The sequence below is a fragment of the Streptomyces sp. NPDC088157 genome (genome assembly GCF_044741545.1).
In the GTDB taxonomy this organism is placed as follows: Bacteria; Actinomycetota; Actinomycetes; order Streptomycetales; family Streptomycetaceae; genus Streptomyces.
On sequence record NZ_JBIUSU010000010.1, the window covers coordinates 317685 to 334018 of the forward strand.

Annotated in this window: 16 protein-coding genes and 1 pseudogene; 10 read left to right on the forward strand and 7 right to left on the reverse strand. The window is 71.4% G+C overall.

Annotated features, from left to right (window positions below; all coding sequences use genetic code 11):
• Positions 1–72 precede the first annotated feature (72 nt).
• From ACIPFH_RS35680 to ACIPFH_RS35690, 3 genes are all read right to left on the reverse strand, one after another.
• Positions 73–345, reverse strand: coding sequence for a hypothetical protein (locus ACIPFH_RS35680; RefSeq protein ID WP_401833216.1), 273 nt, complete (start codon positions 343–345; stop codon positions 73–75).
• 187 nt (positions 346–532) lie between these two features.
• On the reverse strand, positions 533–1717 hold the full coding sequence (locus tag ACIPFH_RS35685) for an IS701 family transposase (RefSeq protein ID WP_401833219.1): 1185 nt from the start codon (positions 1715–1717) through the stop codon (positions 533–535).
• A 169-nt stretch (positions 1718–1886) separates the two neighbouring features.
• Positions 1887–2870, reverse strand: a complete 984-nt coding sequence (locus tag ACIPFH_RS35690) for a helix-turn-helix domain-containing protein (RefSeq protein WP_401833221.1) — start codon at positions 2868–2870, stop codon at positions 1887–1889.
• A gap of 220 nt (positions 2871–3090) precedes the next feature.
• Here ACIPFH_RS35690 and ACIPFH_RS35695 point away from each other — a divergent pair, with 220 nt between their 5' ends.
• Entirely contained in the window at positions 3091–4035 is a 945-nt protein-coding gene (locus tag ACIPFH_RS35695) for an NADP-dependent oxidoreductase (protein ID WP_401833223.1), read from the forward strand.
• A gap of 36 nt (positions 4036–4071) precedes the next feature.
• Positions 4072–4572, forward strand: a complete 501-nt coding sequence (locus ACIPFH_RS35700; RefSeq protein ID WP_401833225.1) for a cupin domain-containing protein — start codon at positions 4072–4074, stop codon at positions 4570–4572.
• A 284-nt stretch (positions 4573–4856) separates the two neighbouring features.
• Here the strand turns inward: ACIPFH_RS35700 and ACIPFH_RS35705 are convergent, their stop codons facing one another.
• On the reverse strand, positions 4857–5060 hold the full coding sequence (locus tag ACIPFH_RS35705; RefSeq protein ID WP_401833227.1) for a nucleic acid-binding protein: 204 nt from the start codon (positions 5058–5060) through the stop codon (positions 4857–4859).
• Positions 5061–5196: 136 nt separating this feature from the next.
• Here ACIPFH_RS35705 and ACIPFH_RS35710 point away from each other — a divergent pair, with 136 nt between their 5' ends.
• The 3 genes from ACIPFH_RS35710 to ACIPFH_RS35720 all read left to right on the forward strand — a co-directional run bounded on the left by ACIPFH_RS35710 (position 5197) and on the right by ACIPFH_RS35720 (position 6804).
• Positions 5197–5595 (forward strand): transposase, encoded by a 399-nt coding sequence (locus tag ACIPFH_RS35710; protein WP_401833229.1) that lies wholly within the window; start codon positions 5197–5199, stop codon positions 5593–5595.
• Positions 5595–6176: an IS3 family transposase gene (locus tag ACIPFH_RS35715; RefSeq protein ID WP_401833232.1), complete on the forward strand. Its 582-nt coding sequence runs from the start codon at positions 5595–5597 to the stop codon at positions 6174–6176. Before ACIPFH_RS35710 ends, ACIPFH_RS35715 begins: the two co-directional genes overlap by 1 nt.
• Positions 6177–6402: 226 nt before the next feature.
• Positions 6403–6804 (forward strand): hypothetical protein, encoded by a 402-nt coding sequence (locus ACIPFH_RS35720; protein ID WP_401833234.1) that lies wholly within the window; start codon positions 6403–6405, stop codon positions 6802–6804.
• Here ACIPFH_RS35720 and ACIPFH_RS35725 read toward each other — a convergent pair.
• Together ACIPFH_RS35725 and ACIPFH_RS35730 are read right to left on the reverse strand one after the other, a co-directional pair.
• A complete protein-coding gene (locus ACIPFH_RS35725) occupies positions 6769–7287 on the reverse strand; it encodes an SDR family NAD(P)-dependent oxidoreductase (protein ID WP_401833236.1) in 519 nt (172 codons plus the stop codon). The genes ACIPFH_RS35720 and ACIPFH_RS35725 overlap by 36 nt on opposite strands.
• Before the next feature lie 134 nt (positions 7288–7421).
• A complete protein-coding gene (locus tag ACIPFH_RS35730) occupies positions 7422–8186 on the reverse strand; it encodes an SDR family oxidoreductase (protein ID WP_401833237.1) in 765 nt (254 codons plus the stop codon).
• Positions 8187–8452: 266 nt separating this feature from the next.
• On the opposite strand from ACIPFH_RS35730, the gene ACIPFH_RS35735 reads away from it, so the two are divergent.
• The 4 genes and pseudogenes from ACIPFH_RS35735 to ACIPFH_RS35750 all read left to right on the forward strand — a co-directional run bounded on the left by ACIPFH_RS35735 (position 8453) and on the right by ACIPFH_RS35750 (position 11981).
• Complete coding sequence (locus tag ACIPFH_RS35735; RefSeq protein ID WP_401833239.1) at positions 8453–9361, forward strand: HAD family phosphatase; 909 nt, start codon at positions 8453–8455, stop codon at positions 9359–9361.
• A 312-nt stretch (positions 9362–9673) separates the two neighbouring features.
• On the forward strand, positions 9674–10114 hold the full coding sequence (locus ACIPFH_RS35740; protein ID WP_401833242.1) for a VOC family protein: 441 nt from the start codon (positions 9674–9676) through the stop codon (positions 10112–10114).
• Between the two features lie 204 nt (positions 10115–10318).
• Positions 10319–10420, forward strand: a pseudogene (locus ACIPFH_RS35745) (VOC family protein); the annotation flags it as partial.
• 916 nt (positions 10421–11336) lie between these two features.
• Positions 11337–11981, forward strand: coding sequence for a ScbR family autoregulator-binding transcription factor (locus ACIPFH_RS35750; protein ID WP_401833245.1), 645 nt, complete (start codon positions 11337–11339; stop codon positions 11979–11981).
• 1122 nt (positions 11982–13103) lie between these two features.
• Here the strand turns inward: ACIPFH_RS35750 and ACIPFH_RS35755 are convergent.
• Positions 13104–14126 carry a ScbA/BarX family gamma-butyrolactone biosynthesis protein gene (locus ACIPFH_RS35755; protein ID WP_401833248.1) on the reverse strand — a complete coding sequence of 341 codons (1023 nt, stop codon included), beginning with the start codon at positions 14124–14126 and terminating at the stop codon, positions 13104–13106.
• A gap of 1264 nt (positions 14127–15390) precedes the next feature.
• Here ACIPFH_RS35755 and ACIPFH_RS35760 point away from each other — a divergent pair.
• Entirely contained in the window at positions 15391–16083 is a 693-nt protein-coding gene (locus tag ACIPFH_RS35760; RefSeq protein WP_401833251.1) for a ScbR family autoregulator-binding transcription factor, read from the forward strand.
• Positions 16084–16334: the final 251 nt, after the last annotated feature.

Consider the following 16334-nt stretch of genomic DNA (forward strand, 5'->3'; position numbering starts at 1 on the left):
CCGGCTTTGAGTGCGATCACCCGCAAGTGGCACTACGGGTGATCGCATACGATAACCGTTCGAGACTGGAAATCAAGGTCGAGCGGGACGTGAGTTTTCAAGCTGGTAGCTGTCGTGGCGGTCCGCGAGGCCCCGCGGACCCGGCGCACCCTGACCCCGCAGGCAGCCATGCCGGGGTCGGTCGGCGCATTCCAGGGAGACCACGACCTCGGCGTGCCAGGGCGGGCAGTCGTGGCACGCATGGATCTCGTACGAGTTGCCATCGTCGTCAAACGCCTTGAGGTCGACGGAGCCGACGGGCGCCCGGTAAGTGACGTCCTGCTGCGAATCGGAGTGTTCTGCCATGTCGGTCAGTATCTACGCGCTCTAGTACTGCAACGGTGTTTGTTCTGATTGCTGGGCAGTTTTCAGGGGCTGTGTCCGCGTCTTTTGTGGTGACTCAGGCGGGCTTGGTGTTGGCGTCTTCTGCGCCAGGTCGACCGGTGCAGGATGTGGTCGACCGGGGTGGGTCGGCGGTTGGTGAGGCGGGTGATCAGTCGTCTGATCTCGGCGAGGCTGAGGTGGATGAGCTGGGAGGATCCGTTTCTGCTTTGTCCGTGTCGAGCTGGCGGGCGCGCAGGACGGTGAGGCAGGCGTGGGCGGCCATGGCGAGGGTCATGTGGCGGTGCCAGCCGGGGTAGCGGCGGACCTGGTAGTCGTCCAGGCCGCATTCCTGCTTGGCGGTCTGGAAGCATTCCTCGACCGCCCATCGGCTCCCGGCGATGCGGATGAGCTCGTCCAGCGTCGTGTCGGCGGGGCAGTAGGCGATGTAGTAAGAGATCTGCTCGGGCCTGCTGACACTGCGGCGGGCGAGAACCCAGTGGCGGCGGTCTTCGCGGTGCCAGGGCCTCACCTCGACGCGTGCCCAGTCGTAGATCCGCCGGCCGTGGGCTCCCTCGCCGCAGGAACGGCGTTTCCATTTCTGCCGGGGCAGGCCGGGGAACAGGTCGTGGACGGGGTGGTCGAGTGCCCAGCGGGTGACGACGGTGTCGTGCCTCGTTGTGGCCATGACGTGGAAGACGTCGGCCTGCTCGAGTTCGTATCGCCAGCCCTTGCTGAAGCCGTAGGCGGCATCCGCCGTCACCCAGGCGAACGGGATCTTCTCGGCGATCGCCTTGCGGACCATCGCCTTGGCCATGGCCACCTTGGTCTCGAAAGCGACCTCGTCGCCGATTCCGGCCCGGCGGCAGCGTTCCCGGTCGTCCGTCCAGGACGTGGGCAGATACAGGCGCCGGTCGATCAGGGTGCGTGCGCGGCCGGTGGCGTAGGCCAGGAAGACGCCGACCTGGCAGTTCTCGGTGCGGCCGGCAGTTCCGGAGTACTGGCGTTGCACGCCGGCCGACCGCACTCCCTTCTTCAGGAAGCCGGTGTCGTCGACGATCAACGCGGCATCCCTCTCGCCGAGGTGTTCCACGACATAGGCGCGTACGTCGTCCAGGACCTCATCGGCATCCCACTCGATCCGGTTCAGCATCCGCTGGATACGGTCGGGCCCGTCATGCCCGGCCTCCTCGGCCAGCGTCCAGCCGTTCTTACGCTGCAGCGGAGCAACCAGCCCCCGCATATAGGCCAGAGCCGACTCACGCGGCTCCGACCTGCTGAAACGGTGCACAAAGCGCCCATGCAGAGCGGTCAGTTCACCCGCCCACAACCTGACATCAGCAAGGTCCCCACCCATAACCACATCAACGACCGACCTGGCCAATAGTCACGGCAAGAACCGTTGCAGTACTAAAACACGGCTCAGACCCCGCAGTCTCGGCAGCAGCCGTGGTCGCACCGGAGCACGTGGTGGATAGCATCGCAGGCCTTCCCGGCGCTGCTCCGCGCGGCGGCCGGGTGAGGCGTTACGTCAGGCGGCGTGCGAATTGCGCTGGTGTTGCATGGTATTGCTTCTTGAAAGCGCGGATGAAATGGCTGCTGTCAGTGAAATGCCAACGCGCGGCGGCCTCGGAGACGGTGAGCCGTGACCCGGAGGCGGTGAGTGCCTCGGCCGCTTCCTCCAGGCGTCGGCGGCGGATGTAGGCGCTGAACGACTCGTCCAGACTCCCGAAGGCCCGCTGCAGGGTCCGGACGGAGACATGCAGTTGCGCGGCGACCGTGGCCGGCGACAACTCGGCGTCGGTGAGCCGGGCATCTGCCAGGTCCTTGGCCGCCTGCGCCAGTGCCGGGGTGAAGGTGGGCTCGCGGTCGTCGAAGTGGTCGAGGATCAGCCCTTTGGAGAGTTCTAGCAGGGCGTTGCGGGACGCGTGCGCGCCCGCCGGGCCGAGGTCGCTCACGGTCCGCTGCACCATGCTCGTGTGCGCCATGAGGATCTGCGCCGCAGGCGAGGTGGCCTGGCCGGTGCGCGGTTTCCCGGCGACCAGGGGCCGCAGGGCGTCGCCGGGAAAGATGAAGATGCGGGTGCCGATCACGGGCGTGGTGTGGAAGTGATTCTCCGTCACGACGTGGTGCATGAAGTAGGTGCCGGCCGAGACGTACGCGTCACCGCCCTGATCGTGCGGGTCCTGCAGGGCCACCGCGCCGCGTAACCCGACGTACAACCTGATCTCATCGTGCTCGTACGCCCCGACTGCCCGGGTGCTCACGGGTGAGGATGCCCAGAGCTCGTTGACGGCGGTGTCTTCCAGGGCCACCGAGCGCATCGTTCCCTGAAAGCCGTCGACCGTGGAAACGCTGAATTCCGGCAGCGGGTACAGGTCTCCCATACGGTCGTTCCAGGTGTCGATGAACGGCTCCCACGTTCCCCGACCGGTGCCGGTGGAGTCCGCGTCGACGCTGAACGTGCCCATCTTGCCGCCAGGGCCACGGAAACTCGGCCTGCTCGTCATGTGTCCTCCGCCCTCATGAGGATGTCGCCGGAATCCCATTCCGTGTCGCGAAGGTACACCCGTACTGCGTACACCTGTTCGTACGCTGGTGAAGCTTCACCCTCCACAATGATCTACCGCCCGCCGGCCGTGCCCGGCGCCGCAGCCACCGTGTCTTGCGTCTTGACCTCGCGCGCGGCGCAGGGCGACCGCGACCCCGCGGGCGAAAGTGAGAAGAACTATGAAGGCAGTGCGCTTCCACCAGTACGGCGATGCCGACGTCCTGCGTTACGAGGACGTGGAGCAGCCGGTCCCCGGCGCCGGGCAGGTGCGGGTCCGAGTCGCGGCGACGTCGTTCAACCCGGTCGATGCCAACATCCGCGCCGGTTTCATGCAGGGGCCGATCCCTGTGACGCTGCCGCACACCCCCGGCATCGACGTCGCCGGCACGGTCGACGCGCTCGGCGAAGGCGTGACCGGCATCCTGGCCGGGGACCAGGTCATCGGCTTCCTGCCGATGGCGGGGGCCGGCGCCGCCGCGGAGTACGTCCTGGCACCGGCCGAGGCCCTGACGCCCGCCCCCAAGAGCGTCGCGCTGTCCGACGCGGCCGCGCTGCCGCTGGTGGGCCTGACCGCATGGCAGGCGCTGTTCGAGCACGCCGAGCTGACCGCCGGGCAGCGCGTGCTGGTCAACGGCGCGGGCGGAGCGGTCGGCGGCTACGCCGTGCAGTTGGCCAAGCAGGCCGGCGCCCACGTGATCGCCACGGCCGGCCCGCACAGCAGCCGGCGCGTCACGGACGCGGGCGCGGACGAGGTCATCGACCACACGACCGCCGACGTCGTCACGGCGGTGAGCCAGCCGGTCGACGTCGTGCTCAACCTCGCGCCGGTCGAACCTGCACAACTGGCCGCGCTCCTCGGTCTGATCCGCCCGGACGGTGTCCTGGTGAACACCACCGTGTGGATGCCCGCGCCCACCGACGAGGAGCGCGGCGTACGCGGCATCGACCTGTTCGTCCGCAGCGACGCGGAGCAGCTCTCGCACCTGGTGGAGCTGATCGACGGCGGCGAGCTGCGCGTCGAGGTCGCCCGGCGGGTGCCGCTGGCCGAGCTGCCGGCGCTGCACGCCGACGCTGCCGCGGGCGCACTGCCCAGCGGCAAGGTCGTCGTCACGCCCGGCGCCTGACGCCCACCCGACTGACCTGTGAAGGAAACGACCACGATGATCCCCGACGACGATCCGTCCCGCTCGCTGACCGTGGCGGACCCCGACGACCCCGCCACGACGTACATCTCACTGGTGGGCAACACCTACGGCATGCTGGTCACCGGCGAGCAGACCGACGGCCGATACTGCCTGATCGACATGCACGTCCCCGACGGCGGCGGCCCGCCGCCGCACCGGCACGACTTCGAGGAGATGTTCACGATCCTCGAAGGCGAGATCGAGTTCACCTTCCGCGGCGAAAAGCACACCGTACGGGTCGGGTCCACGATCAACATCCCGGCCAACGCACCGCACAACTTCCGCAACGCATCGGGTGCGCCGGCCCGCATGCTGTGCATGTGCACCCCCGCCGGCCAGGACGAGTACTTCACGCGCATCGGTGACGTCGTCGCCGGCAAGGACGCACCGCCCCCACAGTTGTCGGACGACGAACTCGCCGAACGCCGCCGCCGGGCCGCCGAGTTGGCGTCGACCTACCGGAGCGCGTTCCTGTAGCTCGGCTGGTGCGTTGACCATGAACGTTCGCCGGGTCTGAGTCTCGGGATCTGGACCGATCACGACGCCGACGTGCACCGCCTGGTCGCCCTGACCCGGTTCGCTCGATCCGGCGATGGCACCACACGTGTCGCATCCGCTACTGTCGACGACAGTAGCGCTGAGCTGCACCAAGCCATCGAACTTCGCCTCGCGCCACACCGTTACACCCAGAGAACTCCTGGCCGTCGGGGAGGACCACGGTGATGGGTGCGGCTCCGGCTCGGGTGGCGTGTCCGCCACGGCTACGCCGCCTCCTGGCCCTCGCGGTCCTCGCATGCGAGGACGTGCTTGAGCTGGGAGCGGGCATCGAGCCGTTCGGGTCCGGTGACGTCGTTCCAGAAGGCGTGCGTGATGATCGCAGCGGTGAGGTCGGCGGCCCTCAGCCGCAGTTGCTCACGCCGTTCCTGCTCGGCGGGCGTGTACCCGCCCCTCTGCGCGTACCGCATGAACCCGCCATACCGCAGGGATCAAGACCGTCACACCCTCTCGGTGTCCACGACTTCAACCTGAGTACTGAACCAGTGAGGTCGTTTCGTGACTACTGGCCGGGGTGCAGTCCAGCCGGGGGCCTCCCCCTGAGTGGTGGACACGCTGATACTGGATCTGCTTGATCCGGAGGAAGCGAGAAGACCGCCGATGGCGATGAAGGACTATTCGGACGAGTTCAAGGCCGATGGCGTGGCTTTGTACGAGTCCACACCCGGGGCGACCTACAAGAGCATCGCCGCCGATCTGGGCGTCAACCGGGCGACCCTGCGGGAGTGGGTGCTGCGGGAGCGCGAACGTCGCGGCGTCACCGCCACAGCTGCAAAGACGGCCGTCCAACCGGGGGCGGCGATGCCGTCGGATGCTCCGGACGAGCGGATCCGCCAGCTGCAGGCGCGCGTGGCAGAGCTCGAGGCGAGCGCGCGGAAGCTGGCGACCGAGCGGGACATCCTCCGCAAGGCGGCCAAGTATTTCGCCGGGGAGACGAACTGGTGATGAGCCGCTTCCAGTTCGTTGACGACCACCGGGACACCTACGAGGTGAAGCGGCTCTGCCACGTCCTGGACGTGAACCGGTCCAGCTACTACAAGTGGCTCGCCGGCGCCGAGGCCCGGGCCACCCGGCAGCACCAAGGCCGATTCCTGGCCGAGGAGATCCGCGAGGTCCACGTCCAGTCCGGCGGCGCCTACGGCTCCCCGCGCGTGACCGCCGAGCTCCGCGAGAAGGGGCGGCGGGTCAACGAGAAGCGGGTCGCCCGGATCATGCGGACGTTCTCCATCACCGGGATCCGTCTGCGCAGACGCGTGCGCACCACCGTCCCGGACCCGGCCACCTCACCGGTTGCGGACCTGTTCCAGCGGGACTTCACCGCCGCCGAACCGGGGCGCAAGTACATGGGCGACCTCACGTATCTCCCGCTCGCAGGCGGGGAGTTCCTCTACCTTGCGACCGTGCTGGACTGTTTCAGCCGCAAGGTCGTCGGCTGGTCCATCGCCGACCACATGCGCACCAGTCTGGTCGCCGACGCACTGCGGATGGCGGCCTTGACCCGCGGCGGTGTCAAGCAGGAGTGGTGACTGGTAGATCGCCAGGACCTGTCCGACATGCTCCAGGCCCATTGACGCGATCCGCACGCCCGTCGCCATCGTCATCCGGAGGCGGGGATGCCGGGCTCGGCGAGCAAGGCCACGTACCCGGTGACTGACAGCGCAGACCAGAACCCTCAGCGCTTGGCAGGCCAAAGGCGAAGCCGTGCCGGCGGGACGTCTGGTTATCGACCTGAGTCTTCAGGGCTCCTCCCCGATGTCCGTCCTCATTCATCGGATGGACATCGGGGTCGTCAAGCGCAGACCGGCGCTCCGGGGCCCCCACTATCAGCTCCAGGCCGGCGGACTCGCACCGAGCCGCCTCATCTCCATCGACCTCGACGCTCCGCGCCCGAAAGCGGTACCCGAGATCGGCCCCAACAGCACGGTGCCGAACGAGAGTCCGGGCCCGGTGAACTTCCCCTTCTTCGTGTCGGAAGAGGAGTTGGAGCATTTCGTCATCATCGCCACAGCCGAACGGTACGACTGCGAGTGGAAGGCGACGATCCACTGGACGGTGGCAGGAAAGCAGGGGTCCACCGAGCTGTCGAACCAGGGCCAGCCGTACCGCCTCACCGGCACCTCAGCCGCCACCAGCGAAAAGCTGTACAACGAGTGACGGTTTGACCTTGATACCGGAATCCCGGCGACCCCGAACCGGACCCGGCGAAGTAGGCCAAACCCGCCACGCGCCTTGCCGGAGGTCGCATCGCCGACGCCCCGCACAACACCTGTGCCGGTTTTCTCCGCGAGACCGCCAAACTCCGCGGCTATCGCCGCCTCCTGCTCCTCGCGGTGTGCCCGCACACGGGGTGGGCGAAGGAGAGATCCGGTAGCCGACGCACTCCCGACAGCGCGGTGTGGTTGGTGATGTTCTCCTCCCACTCGTGTCCGGCCGGACATCGCCACCGAACAACCGCTCCACCTGGGCGCGGTCCGTCAGGTCACAGCCGATGCCCGTGTGTCCGGCGCCGGGCAGCTCCGGGGCTACGTTCCTGGCGCGGATCTCGTCGATGTCGACCACGACGCACCGGGCGCCGCCGGAGGCGAAGCGACGGCACAGCGCACTGCCGATGCCACCCGCTCGGCCGGTCACCGGCATGACCTTGTAGGTGAAGTCGAACCCGCTGGGGCTTCCGTTCCGTGTTTCCCCCGAGCCGGGACGGGAGCCCGCCCGAGCGAGCGGGCGCGGTTCAGGGCGTCCCAGAACATTGGTTTTCTGGATCTGGTGTCCTGTCAGAGGCCGGTGCCGCCGGTGGCGTCGATGGTTTGGCCGGTGATCCAGCGGGAGTCGTGGGAGGCGAGGAAGGCGGTGATGTCGGCGATGTCGGTGGGGTGGCCCATGCGGGTGAAGACGGAGTGTTGGGCGTGGGTGTGTTCGTTTTGGGGGGTGTTCCAGCGGTGTTTGTTGAGGTCGGTTTTGGTGTAGCCGGGGGTGATGGAGTTGGCGGTGATGTGGCGGGGGCCGAGTTCTTTGGCGAGGGTGCGGGTGAGGGCTTCGAGTGCGGCTTTGGCCATGGTGTAGGCGAGGGAGGTGGGCAGGGCGATGCGGGTGGCGGCGGAGCTGATGTTGATGATGCGGCCGTGGTCGCGTAGGCGGGGGAGGGCGTTCTGGGTGAGGAAGAGGGGGGTTTTGGCGTGGATGTTGATGAGTTGGTCGAAGTCGTGGGGGGTGACGTCTTTGATGGTGCCGTGGATGTTGAAGCCGGCGTTGTTGACGAGGATGTCGAGGTGGGTGGTTTCGTTGTGGTGGGTGAGGGTGGTGTCGAGGCGTTGGTAGAGGGTGTTGATGTCGTGGGGGGTGTTCAGGGGGGCGTGCAGGGGGAAGGCGCGGCCGCCTTCGTCGGTGATGAGGCGGCAGGTTTCGCGGGCGGTGGTGTGGTTGGTGTTGTAGTGGACGGCGACGAGGGCTCCGTCGGCGGCGAGGCGGCGGGCTATGGCGCGGCCGATGCCGCGGCCGGCGCCGGTGACGAGGGCGGTTTTGCCGTGGAGTGGGTGCATGGTGGTGTTTTCCCCCGGGTGGTGGGCGGGTGTGGGTGGTGGGCGGGCGGGGGCCAGTCTGCTGGGGTTTGGGGGGTGGGGGGAATGGGGGTGGGGTGGGGGTGGGGTCTCCGTTGAGGGGTGGGGGGGATTTCCGTTGAGAAAACCGTCTGACCGGTTTATTCTTGGGGGGTGGTGCCGTGCGGCCGGGGGGCTGGGGGTGTCACGTCCATGACGGGTGCTGTGCGGCTCGGGGTGCGTGCGGCTCGATGCGGGGGGTGGTCTTGATGGGTTTTCGGCAGCTGGCTCTGATTGCGGTGAACATCGACGGGGTGTTGCTCAGTGACACGTTCGCTCCGGTGATCCGACGGTTCGTGGCCGCGCGGGGGGGTGTCTATACCGCGGAGCTGGAGCGTGAGGTGTTCTCGCAGTCCCAGCTGCGGGCGGGTGCGGTGCTGGCGGGTGCGGGGGAGAGTCCCGAGGAGGTGGTGGCGGCGTACTTCCGTGAGCGGGAGGTGTATCTGCGTGAGCATCCGGTGGCCGTGGACGGGGGCGCCGGTGAGCTGCTGGGGCGGCTGCGGGCCACCGGTGCGCGGGTGGTCTGTTACGGAGGGCTGGGCCGCGCGCATTTCGAGCGTCATCTGGGCGCCTACAGTCACTGCTTCGACGGGCCGCGGTATGTGTGCACCGATGCTTTCCGGCCGGGTGTGCGGGAGGTGGCCGAGGATGTGTTCGGCCTGGCCTGCGAGCAGGTCCTCTTCATCGACGACGTGGCGCGGGTGGCGGAGGCCGCGCGGGCGCTGGGCGCGGCGTTCATCGGCCGTCCGGCTCCTCGCGGGCACGGTTTCCAGCGCGTCCTGATGGAGCGGGCCGGGGTGCGTCACCTGGTCGCCTCGCTCGAGGAGGTGGACGCCCAGCTGCTGCGCACCGTCGATGCCGAGGCGGCCGCCGGTGCGCTGTGGCCGGGGCCGGCTTTGGCCCCGGCCCCGGCTTCGGCTTTGGCCCCGGCCCCGGCCCCGGCTCCGGCTTTGGCCCCGGCCCCGGCCCCGGCTCCGGCTTTGGCCCCGGCCCCGGCCCCGGCTCCGGCTTTGGCTCCGGCCCCGGCCCCGGCTTTGGCTCCGGCTCCGGCTTTGGCTCCGGCTCCGGTTCCGGCCGGTCCGGCTGCCGCCGGAGGGCGGGTGGCGGCGGGCGTGTGAGGGGCGGGCGGCGGCTGCCTGCGGCAGGGGGCGGCTGCCGCCCGGGGGTGTGTGGCGGCGTGTGGGGTGGGGGAGGCGTGGATGCGGCGGGGGCGGCTTGCTGCGGCTGGTCGTGGCTGGCGGGAGCGGCCGTCTGCGCCGTGCTCGTTTTTGGTGGTGGCGCCGGGCTGGCGGGTGGCTGGAGTGGTGCTGGGGCGCGGTGCGAGGTTTTCGGCATCTGGTGCTGTGAGGATGTCGAGATCGTGCCGCCGGTTTCGTCCCGGGGGTGTCAGCGGCCGTCACCGGCCGTGCGGGGATGAAGGAGGAACTGGTATGGCGGTTCAGCGGATGGACAACGTGGGCATTGTCGTGGAGGACTTGGATGCCGCGATCGCGTTCTTCGTGGAACTCGGTATGGAGCTGGAGGGCAGGGCGCAGGTCGAGGGCCTCTTCGCCGACCGGTGCACCGGACTGGACGGCGTTCGCTGTGACATCGCGATGCTGCGGACCCCGGACGGTCACAGCCGGCTCGAGCTGGCGAAGTACCGCAGCCCCGCGGTGATCGGCGCCGGGCCGCGCGAGCGGCCGCACAACATTGTGGGCACGCACCGTGTCATGTTCGCCGTCGACGACATCGAGGACACCGTTGCCCGCCTGCGTCCTCACGGCGGTGAACTCGTCGGCGAGATCGCCCGGTTCGAGGACAGCACTCTGCTGTGCTATCTGCGCGGCCCGGAGGGCATCATCGTCGCGCTGGCCGAGCAGCTGCGCTGAGAAGGACCGAAGCACGCCGGCCCCGTCCAGGCCGCCATCGTCAGTGTCGCCGGCCCCGTCCAGGCCGCCATCGTCAGTGTCGCCGGTCCCGTTCAGGGCGCCATCGTCAGTGTCCTCGGACCTGCCGCTGTCACCGGAGGCTGCCCCGCCGTCACCGCTGTCGGGTGACGCCTGGGCATCGCGCACGTGCCGCCCGACGGCGGTGAACTCGTCGGCGAGATCGCCCGGTTCGAGGACAGCTCTCTGCTGTGCCATCTGCGCGGCCCGCAGGGCATCATCGTCGCGCTGGCCGAGCAGCTGCGCTGAGAAGGACCGAAGCACGCCGGCCCCGTTCAGGGCGCCATCGTCAGTGTCGCCGGCCCCGTTCAGGGCGCCATCGTCAGTGTCCTCGGACCATCGATGGCCGGCCACCCGCGTTCATCCTCAGCGGACGCGGGGGCATGCTTTCGGCGGCGTCCGAACGTGTGCGGCCGCAGCTCACGGTGACGGGTGGCACGGATGTCGGGCCGTTGTCCGCGGCGGCTGTCGCGCAGCGTACAAGCGCCGCCGTTCCGCTTCGGGGTTCGCTCGCCGGCCACCCTGTCGGACCGCTTTGGCCTGCCCTCTTGAGCGGCGGCCCCGACGGCGGCCTGCGGCCTGCGTCCTGCGGCCTGCGGTTCAGCTTCGGCCTGAGGCCGGTGAACCTGTTGGTGACGTGCGGCAGGGCCTTCGCGGCAGCGGGCACCGCGGCGGTGCCTGCGGCGGTGCCCGCGGCGGTGTGTCCGTTCAGCGGGCGGGGGGCTGCTGTGGGGTGGCGGGTCTCTGTGGTGGGGGCTGCTGCCGGGTGGCGGGCGTCTGTGGTGGGGGGGGGGGCTCTGTGGTGGTGGGTGGGTGTGGTGGTGGGCCTGGGGGCTTGTGGCTGATACGGAATCCGGAATCAGGGGCGCCGGGCGGTTTCTGTGGGGTCGTTGCGGGGGCCGGCCGGGGTGGTGCCGTCTGTCCGGGGCGGGTGTGAGGAATTACCGCGGAGGGCGTGAACGACTGCCTGGACCAGGCATGTTCGGAGTCCGGCGGGGGCCGTTGTGCCGCTTTGCGGGCAGGTGGGGGAGTGGCTGAACGGGGGCGTGAAACGCTGGCGCAATCACGGGCGGACAAAGTAAGGTACCTTCTGGACGGTTTTTTCTTGGTGAACTGGTGAACTTTGCGCTGCTGTGGAGCGCGGTCGGTATGAAGGAGAGCTCCGATGGCCCAGCAACAACGAGCGGTCAGGACCCGCCGTGCGGTACTGGAGGCGGCGGCGGAGGTTTTCGCCGAGCACGGGTACACCGCGGCGACGGTGGCGGACATCCTCAAGACCGCCGGGGTGACCAAGGGGGCGCTGTACTTCCACTTCGATTCCAAGGAGGCCCTGGCCAGGGGGGTGCTGGAGGTCCAGACGGACCAGCGGCTGCCGCCGCAGGCCATCAAGCTCCAGGAGATGGTGGACGTGGCGATGTCGGTGGCCCACCGGCTGGTGCACGATCCGCTGCTGCGGGCCGGTGCCCGTCTGTCCTCGGACCGTGTGGGGCGCAGTCACTACGGCAGTGCGTGGCCGCTGTGGGTCGGCATGCTGACGGAGATCCTGACCGAGGCCCAGCAGCGGGGGGAGACCCTGTCGCACGTGGTGCCGCGCGAGGTCGCCGAGATGGTGGTGAGTGCGTTCAACGGGGTGCAGCTGTACGCGCAGCTCGAAACCGATCTGGCCGAGGTCGAGTACCGGGTCTCGGTCCTGCTGAAGCACCTGCTGCCCTCCATCGCCTCGCCCCCGGTGCTGATGCGGCTGGACGTGGCCCCGGACCGCGGCGCCCGGCTGGTCCAGGAATCGGCTCCCCTGTCCGCGTCGGCCTGACGCGGGCGGGTGTGCGCGGACGTGGCGCCTGCGGGCAGCGGCCGCCCGTCACCCGCGACGGGACAGACCGCTCCAGGTGAGCCCCCCCGCCCGAACGCGCCCGCCGCACCCCGCGTGAAGCCGCCCACCGCACCCCGCCCGAACGCGGCCGCCGCGCCGGCGTGAAGCCGCCCACCGCACCCCGCCCGAACGCGGCCGCCGCGCCGGCGTGAAGCCGCCCACCGCACCCCGCCCGAACGCGGCCGCCGCGCCGGCGTGAAGGCGGCCACCGCGCCGGCGTGAAGGCGGCCACCGCACCTTCCAGGTGAACGCGCCCACGGTGCCTGGCCGCGAACGCGCCCCTGCGGTGCCTGGCCGCGAACGCGCCCACCGCGCTTCCGCACGGGGGCAGCCCGCCGCGTCTTCATGCGAAGGCGCCTACCGCGTCTTCCTGCGGACGCGCCTACCGCGTCTTCCTGCGGACGCGCCCGCGCGGCTGGCCGTGAAGCGTCCGGGGATCCTCCGCGTGAATGCGCCCGACGGGCTGCCGGCCGGGTGGTCGTGAGCGGCCGGGCGGCGCCGCGTGCGGTGTCCGGCGGAGCCGGCCGCGGGAGCGCGCCCGGCAGTGGTGGACGTTCGGTGTCCGGCGGAGCCGGCCGCGGGAGCGCGCCCGGCAGTGGTGGACGTTCGGTGTGAGGTGCTGCGCCCGTGCGGTGACGTGGCGTGGGAGGCCCGCCGCGGCCGGCGTGTGCCGTGGGCGCGCCGCGCGTCTTTCCTGGTGTGGGGTGTGGGGTGTGCGTCCGGCCCGGGAGCGGGGCGCGGTGTTCCTTTGGCGGGTGGTGCGTGGTGGCGGTGGCGGGGCCTGCCGGGGAGGGTGGGTGTCCTTCGCGGCAGGCCGCTGCGGTGTGCGGGTGGCCGGGAGGTGGCCCGGCCATCCGTGGTGGTGCTCATCCGGTGGTGGCCCCGGTGCCCGGTGCCCGGTGCCCGGCGCCCGGCGCCCGGCGCCCGGTGTGCCCAGTGCGTGGTGCCCGGTGCGTGGCGGTGGCGGGGAGGTTCTGGGCGGTGTGCGGCCGGGGCGCTGGTGTGCCCGGAGCCGGGCCCGGCCCGGCCCGGTGCGGGGGTGCCCCGTGTGGGGGTGGGCGGTCAGGCGGTGGTGGGTTCGGTGGTGACGGCGCAGGTGAAGACGGTCTGGTTGTGCTGGCGGCCGGTCACCTGGACGCGGTTCTCGCCGGCGGTGGTGCCGGGCAGGGAGCGGACTTCCAGCAGGCAGGGGGTGTCGAGTTCGGCGTAGCGGGTGAAGTCGCCGGTGATGGCGGTGGGCAGGCAGGGGTGGCCGAGGAAGGCGGTGGCGGCCTGGCGGGCGGCTTCCAGCAGCACCATGCCGGGTACGTGGTCGACGGGGTGGTCGAAGAGGACGGGGTGGCGGGTGTCCACGCGCAGCTGCCAGCAGTGCGTTTCGTGGGCGGGGCCGCCCGTTGCGGCCGGTCCCGCCGCGGGGGACAGGACGACGTCGGTGGGGGAGAGGCGGCCCACGTCCTGCGGTGCGGTCGGGCTGGTCAGGGGCAGCGGGGCGGGGACGCTCTCGCCCATGCCGGCCGAGCGCAGGCGCCGGTAGAGGGCGGGGGAGGCGCAGGTGAAGGTGGCGGCGCCGGTGGCGGCGATCTGGCCGTCGCGGCGGATCACCGCGTCGAAGTGGAGTCCCGCGAGGTTCGCGCCCCGGCGCTTGACGTCCGTGCAGGCGATCTCGATCTCGAGGGCGGCCGGTGTGCCGGCGACGAGCAGGTGCTCGGGCCGGACGTCGATGGCCAGGTCCCACATCAGGAACTGGTGGCCGAGCGGTACCGCGAACTCGGCGTGTGCCAGGAGCAGGCCCGCCTGCCGGACCGTCTCGGCGATCATGAGCGGGTCGTGGCAGCCGCCGACGTGGGCGAAGAAGGCGTGCCGGCGGGGCAGTTGGGCGCTCACCGTGAAGTGCAGGTCGTCGACGCGGTCCCAGTCCGTCAGCAGCACCTCGGCGATGCTGGCCCGGTGGACGAACTCCTTGGGCACCGTGGTGGTCAGGGACGGGTAGCGCAAGGCGGCCGCCCCGGCGGAGGCGGCGGTGCTGTCGGTGCCGTGCTGTGTGTGGCGTGCCACGCGTTCGAGGCGGAACGTGCTCGCAGACATGTGATCCCCCTGGGCCCTGCCGGTGTGAAGTGAGGTGTGTTCGTCAGGTGAACGAAGATACATACCAGCCGGTTTAATTTCTAGGGCGGCAGCCACTCTCGTCGCACGAGATGAGGAATGCTCCGTTCCGAACCGGGTGCGGGCGGTGCCCGCTCGAACCGGGTGGGGGCGGTGCCCGCCGCCCGCCCGTCCGCAAGCCCGCCGTCCGCCCTCCGCCGCCCCGCGGACGGCGGGACGGCGGGGCGGCGGGGCGAAGGGGCGCTCTCGGCCGTCCCTGCGCCAGGTGCGGCGGGCCTCCTCCTGCGGCGCCCCGGCGCCTGCGCCCCGGACCCGGACCGCGCCCCGCCGCGGGCGCCGCGGCGCCCGCGGCGGGGGTGGATCTCCCGTGGCTGCGCAGCGGTTCTCCTATGGCCTGGCCGGGCTGTTTGCCCAAGTCCGCGAAGGGAGAGCCCGGCCGGACGGCTCCGCGTGACAGGCCGCCCCTGCGCGCGCGGAGCGTGGCCGGGGCGGCCAAGAGGAGCCCGCCGCCAGGCCGCGCCGCCGCCGGCCGGCCGCCCGCCCCGGCCGCGGCTGCCCCGGGTGCTCCTTCCGGCTGCCGGCCTTCGGGACGCATGGCGCCGCAGGGGTGCGGGCTCCCGGGCGGCCGGCGGTGCCGGCGGCCGGTCCGCCGGTGCAGGTGGGGGCACCGGCGGGCGTCCCGGGCCGGCGGAGTGGTTGCGCCCTCCATCTATAAACCGCAAAGACGGTTTGTTATAGTGGCTTCGTGGCATCCGGGGCGGGATCTCCTCGGCCTTGTCCCAGGAAGGGGCCGGACATGGCGATGACGCATGCCCCCGCGCCGGCCGGTGCGGGGCCGCCCGGCCTGCGCGGCCGGGCGGCACGGGATCCGCGCCCGGGCGCCGGACCGGCGTCCGGGCCGCCTTCCTCGCCCGGGCGCCGGCCCGGACCGGGCGGGAAGGCGGCCCGGGCGCGGCGGGCCGGGGGGCGGGCGGGCACCGGCAGCGGGCCGGGCTGCTCCCGGGCGCGGTCTCCTTCCGCCGAGGCCGGGGGCCGGGCAGCTCGCGCAGGGACCGGGCCGGCGCGCTCCCGCCGCGCGGCCGCGCGCTCTTCCCGGCGGCGTCACCGCACCCCGCCGCGGCCGGCCAGGTCCTCGCGGGCCTCCCTGGCCGGCCCGCAGCCGTACACACGCCGGCCCGCAGCCGTACACACGCCGGCCTGCCCCGCCCGGGCACGGCACCCCCCCCCGCAACGACGGAGCATTCCGATGGTCAAACAGCAACGTGCGCAGCGCACCCGCGAAGCGCTGGTCGAGTCCGCCGCCGCGGTCTTCGACCGGGAGGGCTTCAGCGTGGCCTCGCTCACCACGATCAGCAGCCGGGCCGGTGTGAGCACCGGGGCGCTGCACTTCCACTTCGCCAGCAAGGCCGCCCTCGCGGACGCCGTCGAGGACGCGGCCGCGGGCCGGCTCGGCGCGATCACCCGGTACGGCGAGGACGGGGCGGGCGATGCCCTGCAGTGCCTGGTGGACGCCACCCACGACCTGGCGCGCGGGCTCAGCGCCGATGTGGTCCTGCGGGCCGGGTTCGCGCTGGGCGGTGACCACGTCTACGCGGCCAAGCGTGACCTGAGGCGCCTGTGGCGGCAGTGGGTCGAAAAGACGCTCCAGCGCGCGGCCGGGGAGGGGGGCCTGCACGAGACGGTGACGCCGCAGGACGCGGTGATCACCCTCGTGGCGGCGACCGCCGGCTTCGAGGTGCTGGGGGCGCGGGATCCCGCATGGCTCTCGTACCGGACGCTCACCCGGTTCTGGCAGCTGCTGCTGCCACGCCTCGCCTCCGCGTCGGCCCTCGGACGGCTCACCGCGCAAGGGCGCGGGACCGGGGCCGGGGCCCGGGCCGCGCACAACGCCGGGAACAGCGCCACCCCGAGCACCAAAGCGGCGGGCGCGGCGCTCTGACGCCCCAGCGCGGCCCGTGCGGCCAGCGCGGCCCGTGGCCGTTCCCGCCGCCGCTTGCCGGGTGCCGCCCCGGCCTGCCGCACACCCGGCCCGGCCGCCCCGGCTGGTCTGCCGGCCCCGCCCCGGCACCCGGCCGGCCGGACGGACGCAAGTGCTTCGCCCGGACCGGCTGCCGCGACCGCGTGCGGGCCGCTCACCACCAGTGCGGCGGCCCGGTCGTGCTGGTGTGGGACAGCCTCGGCACCCGCCTC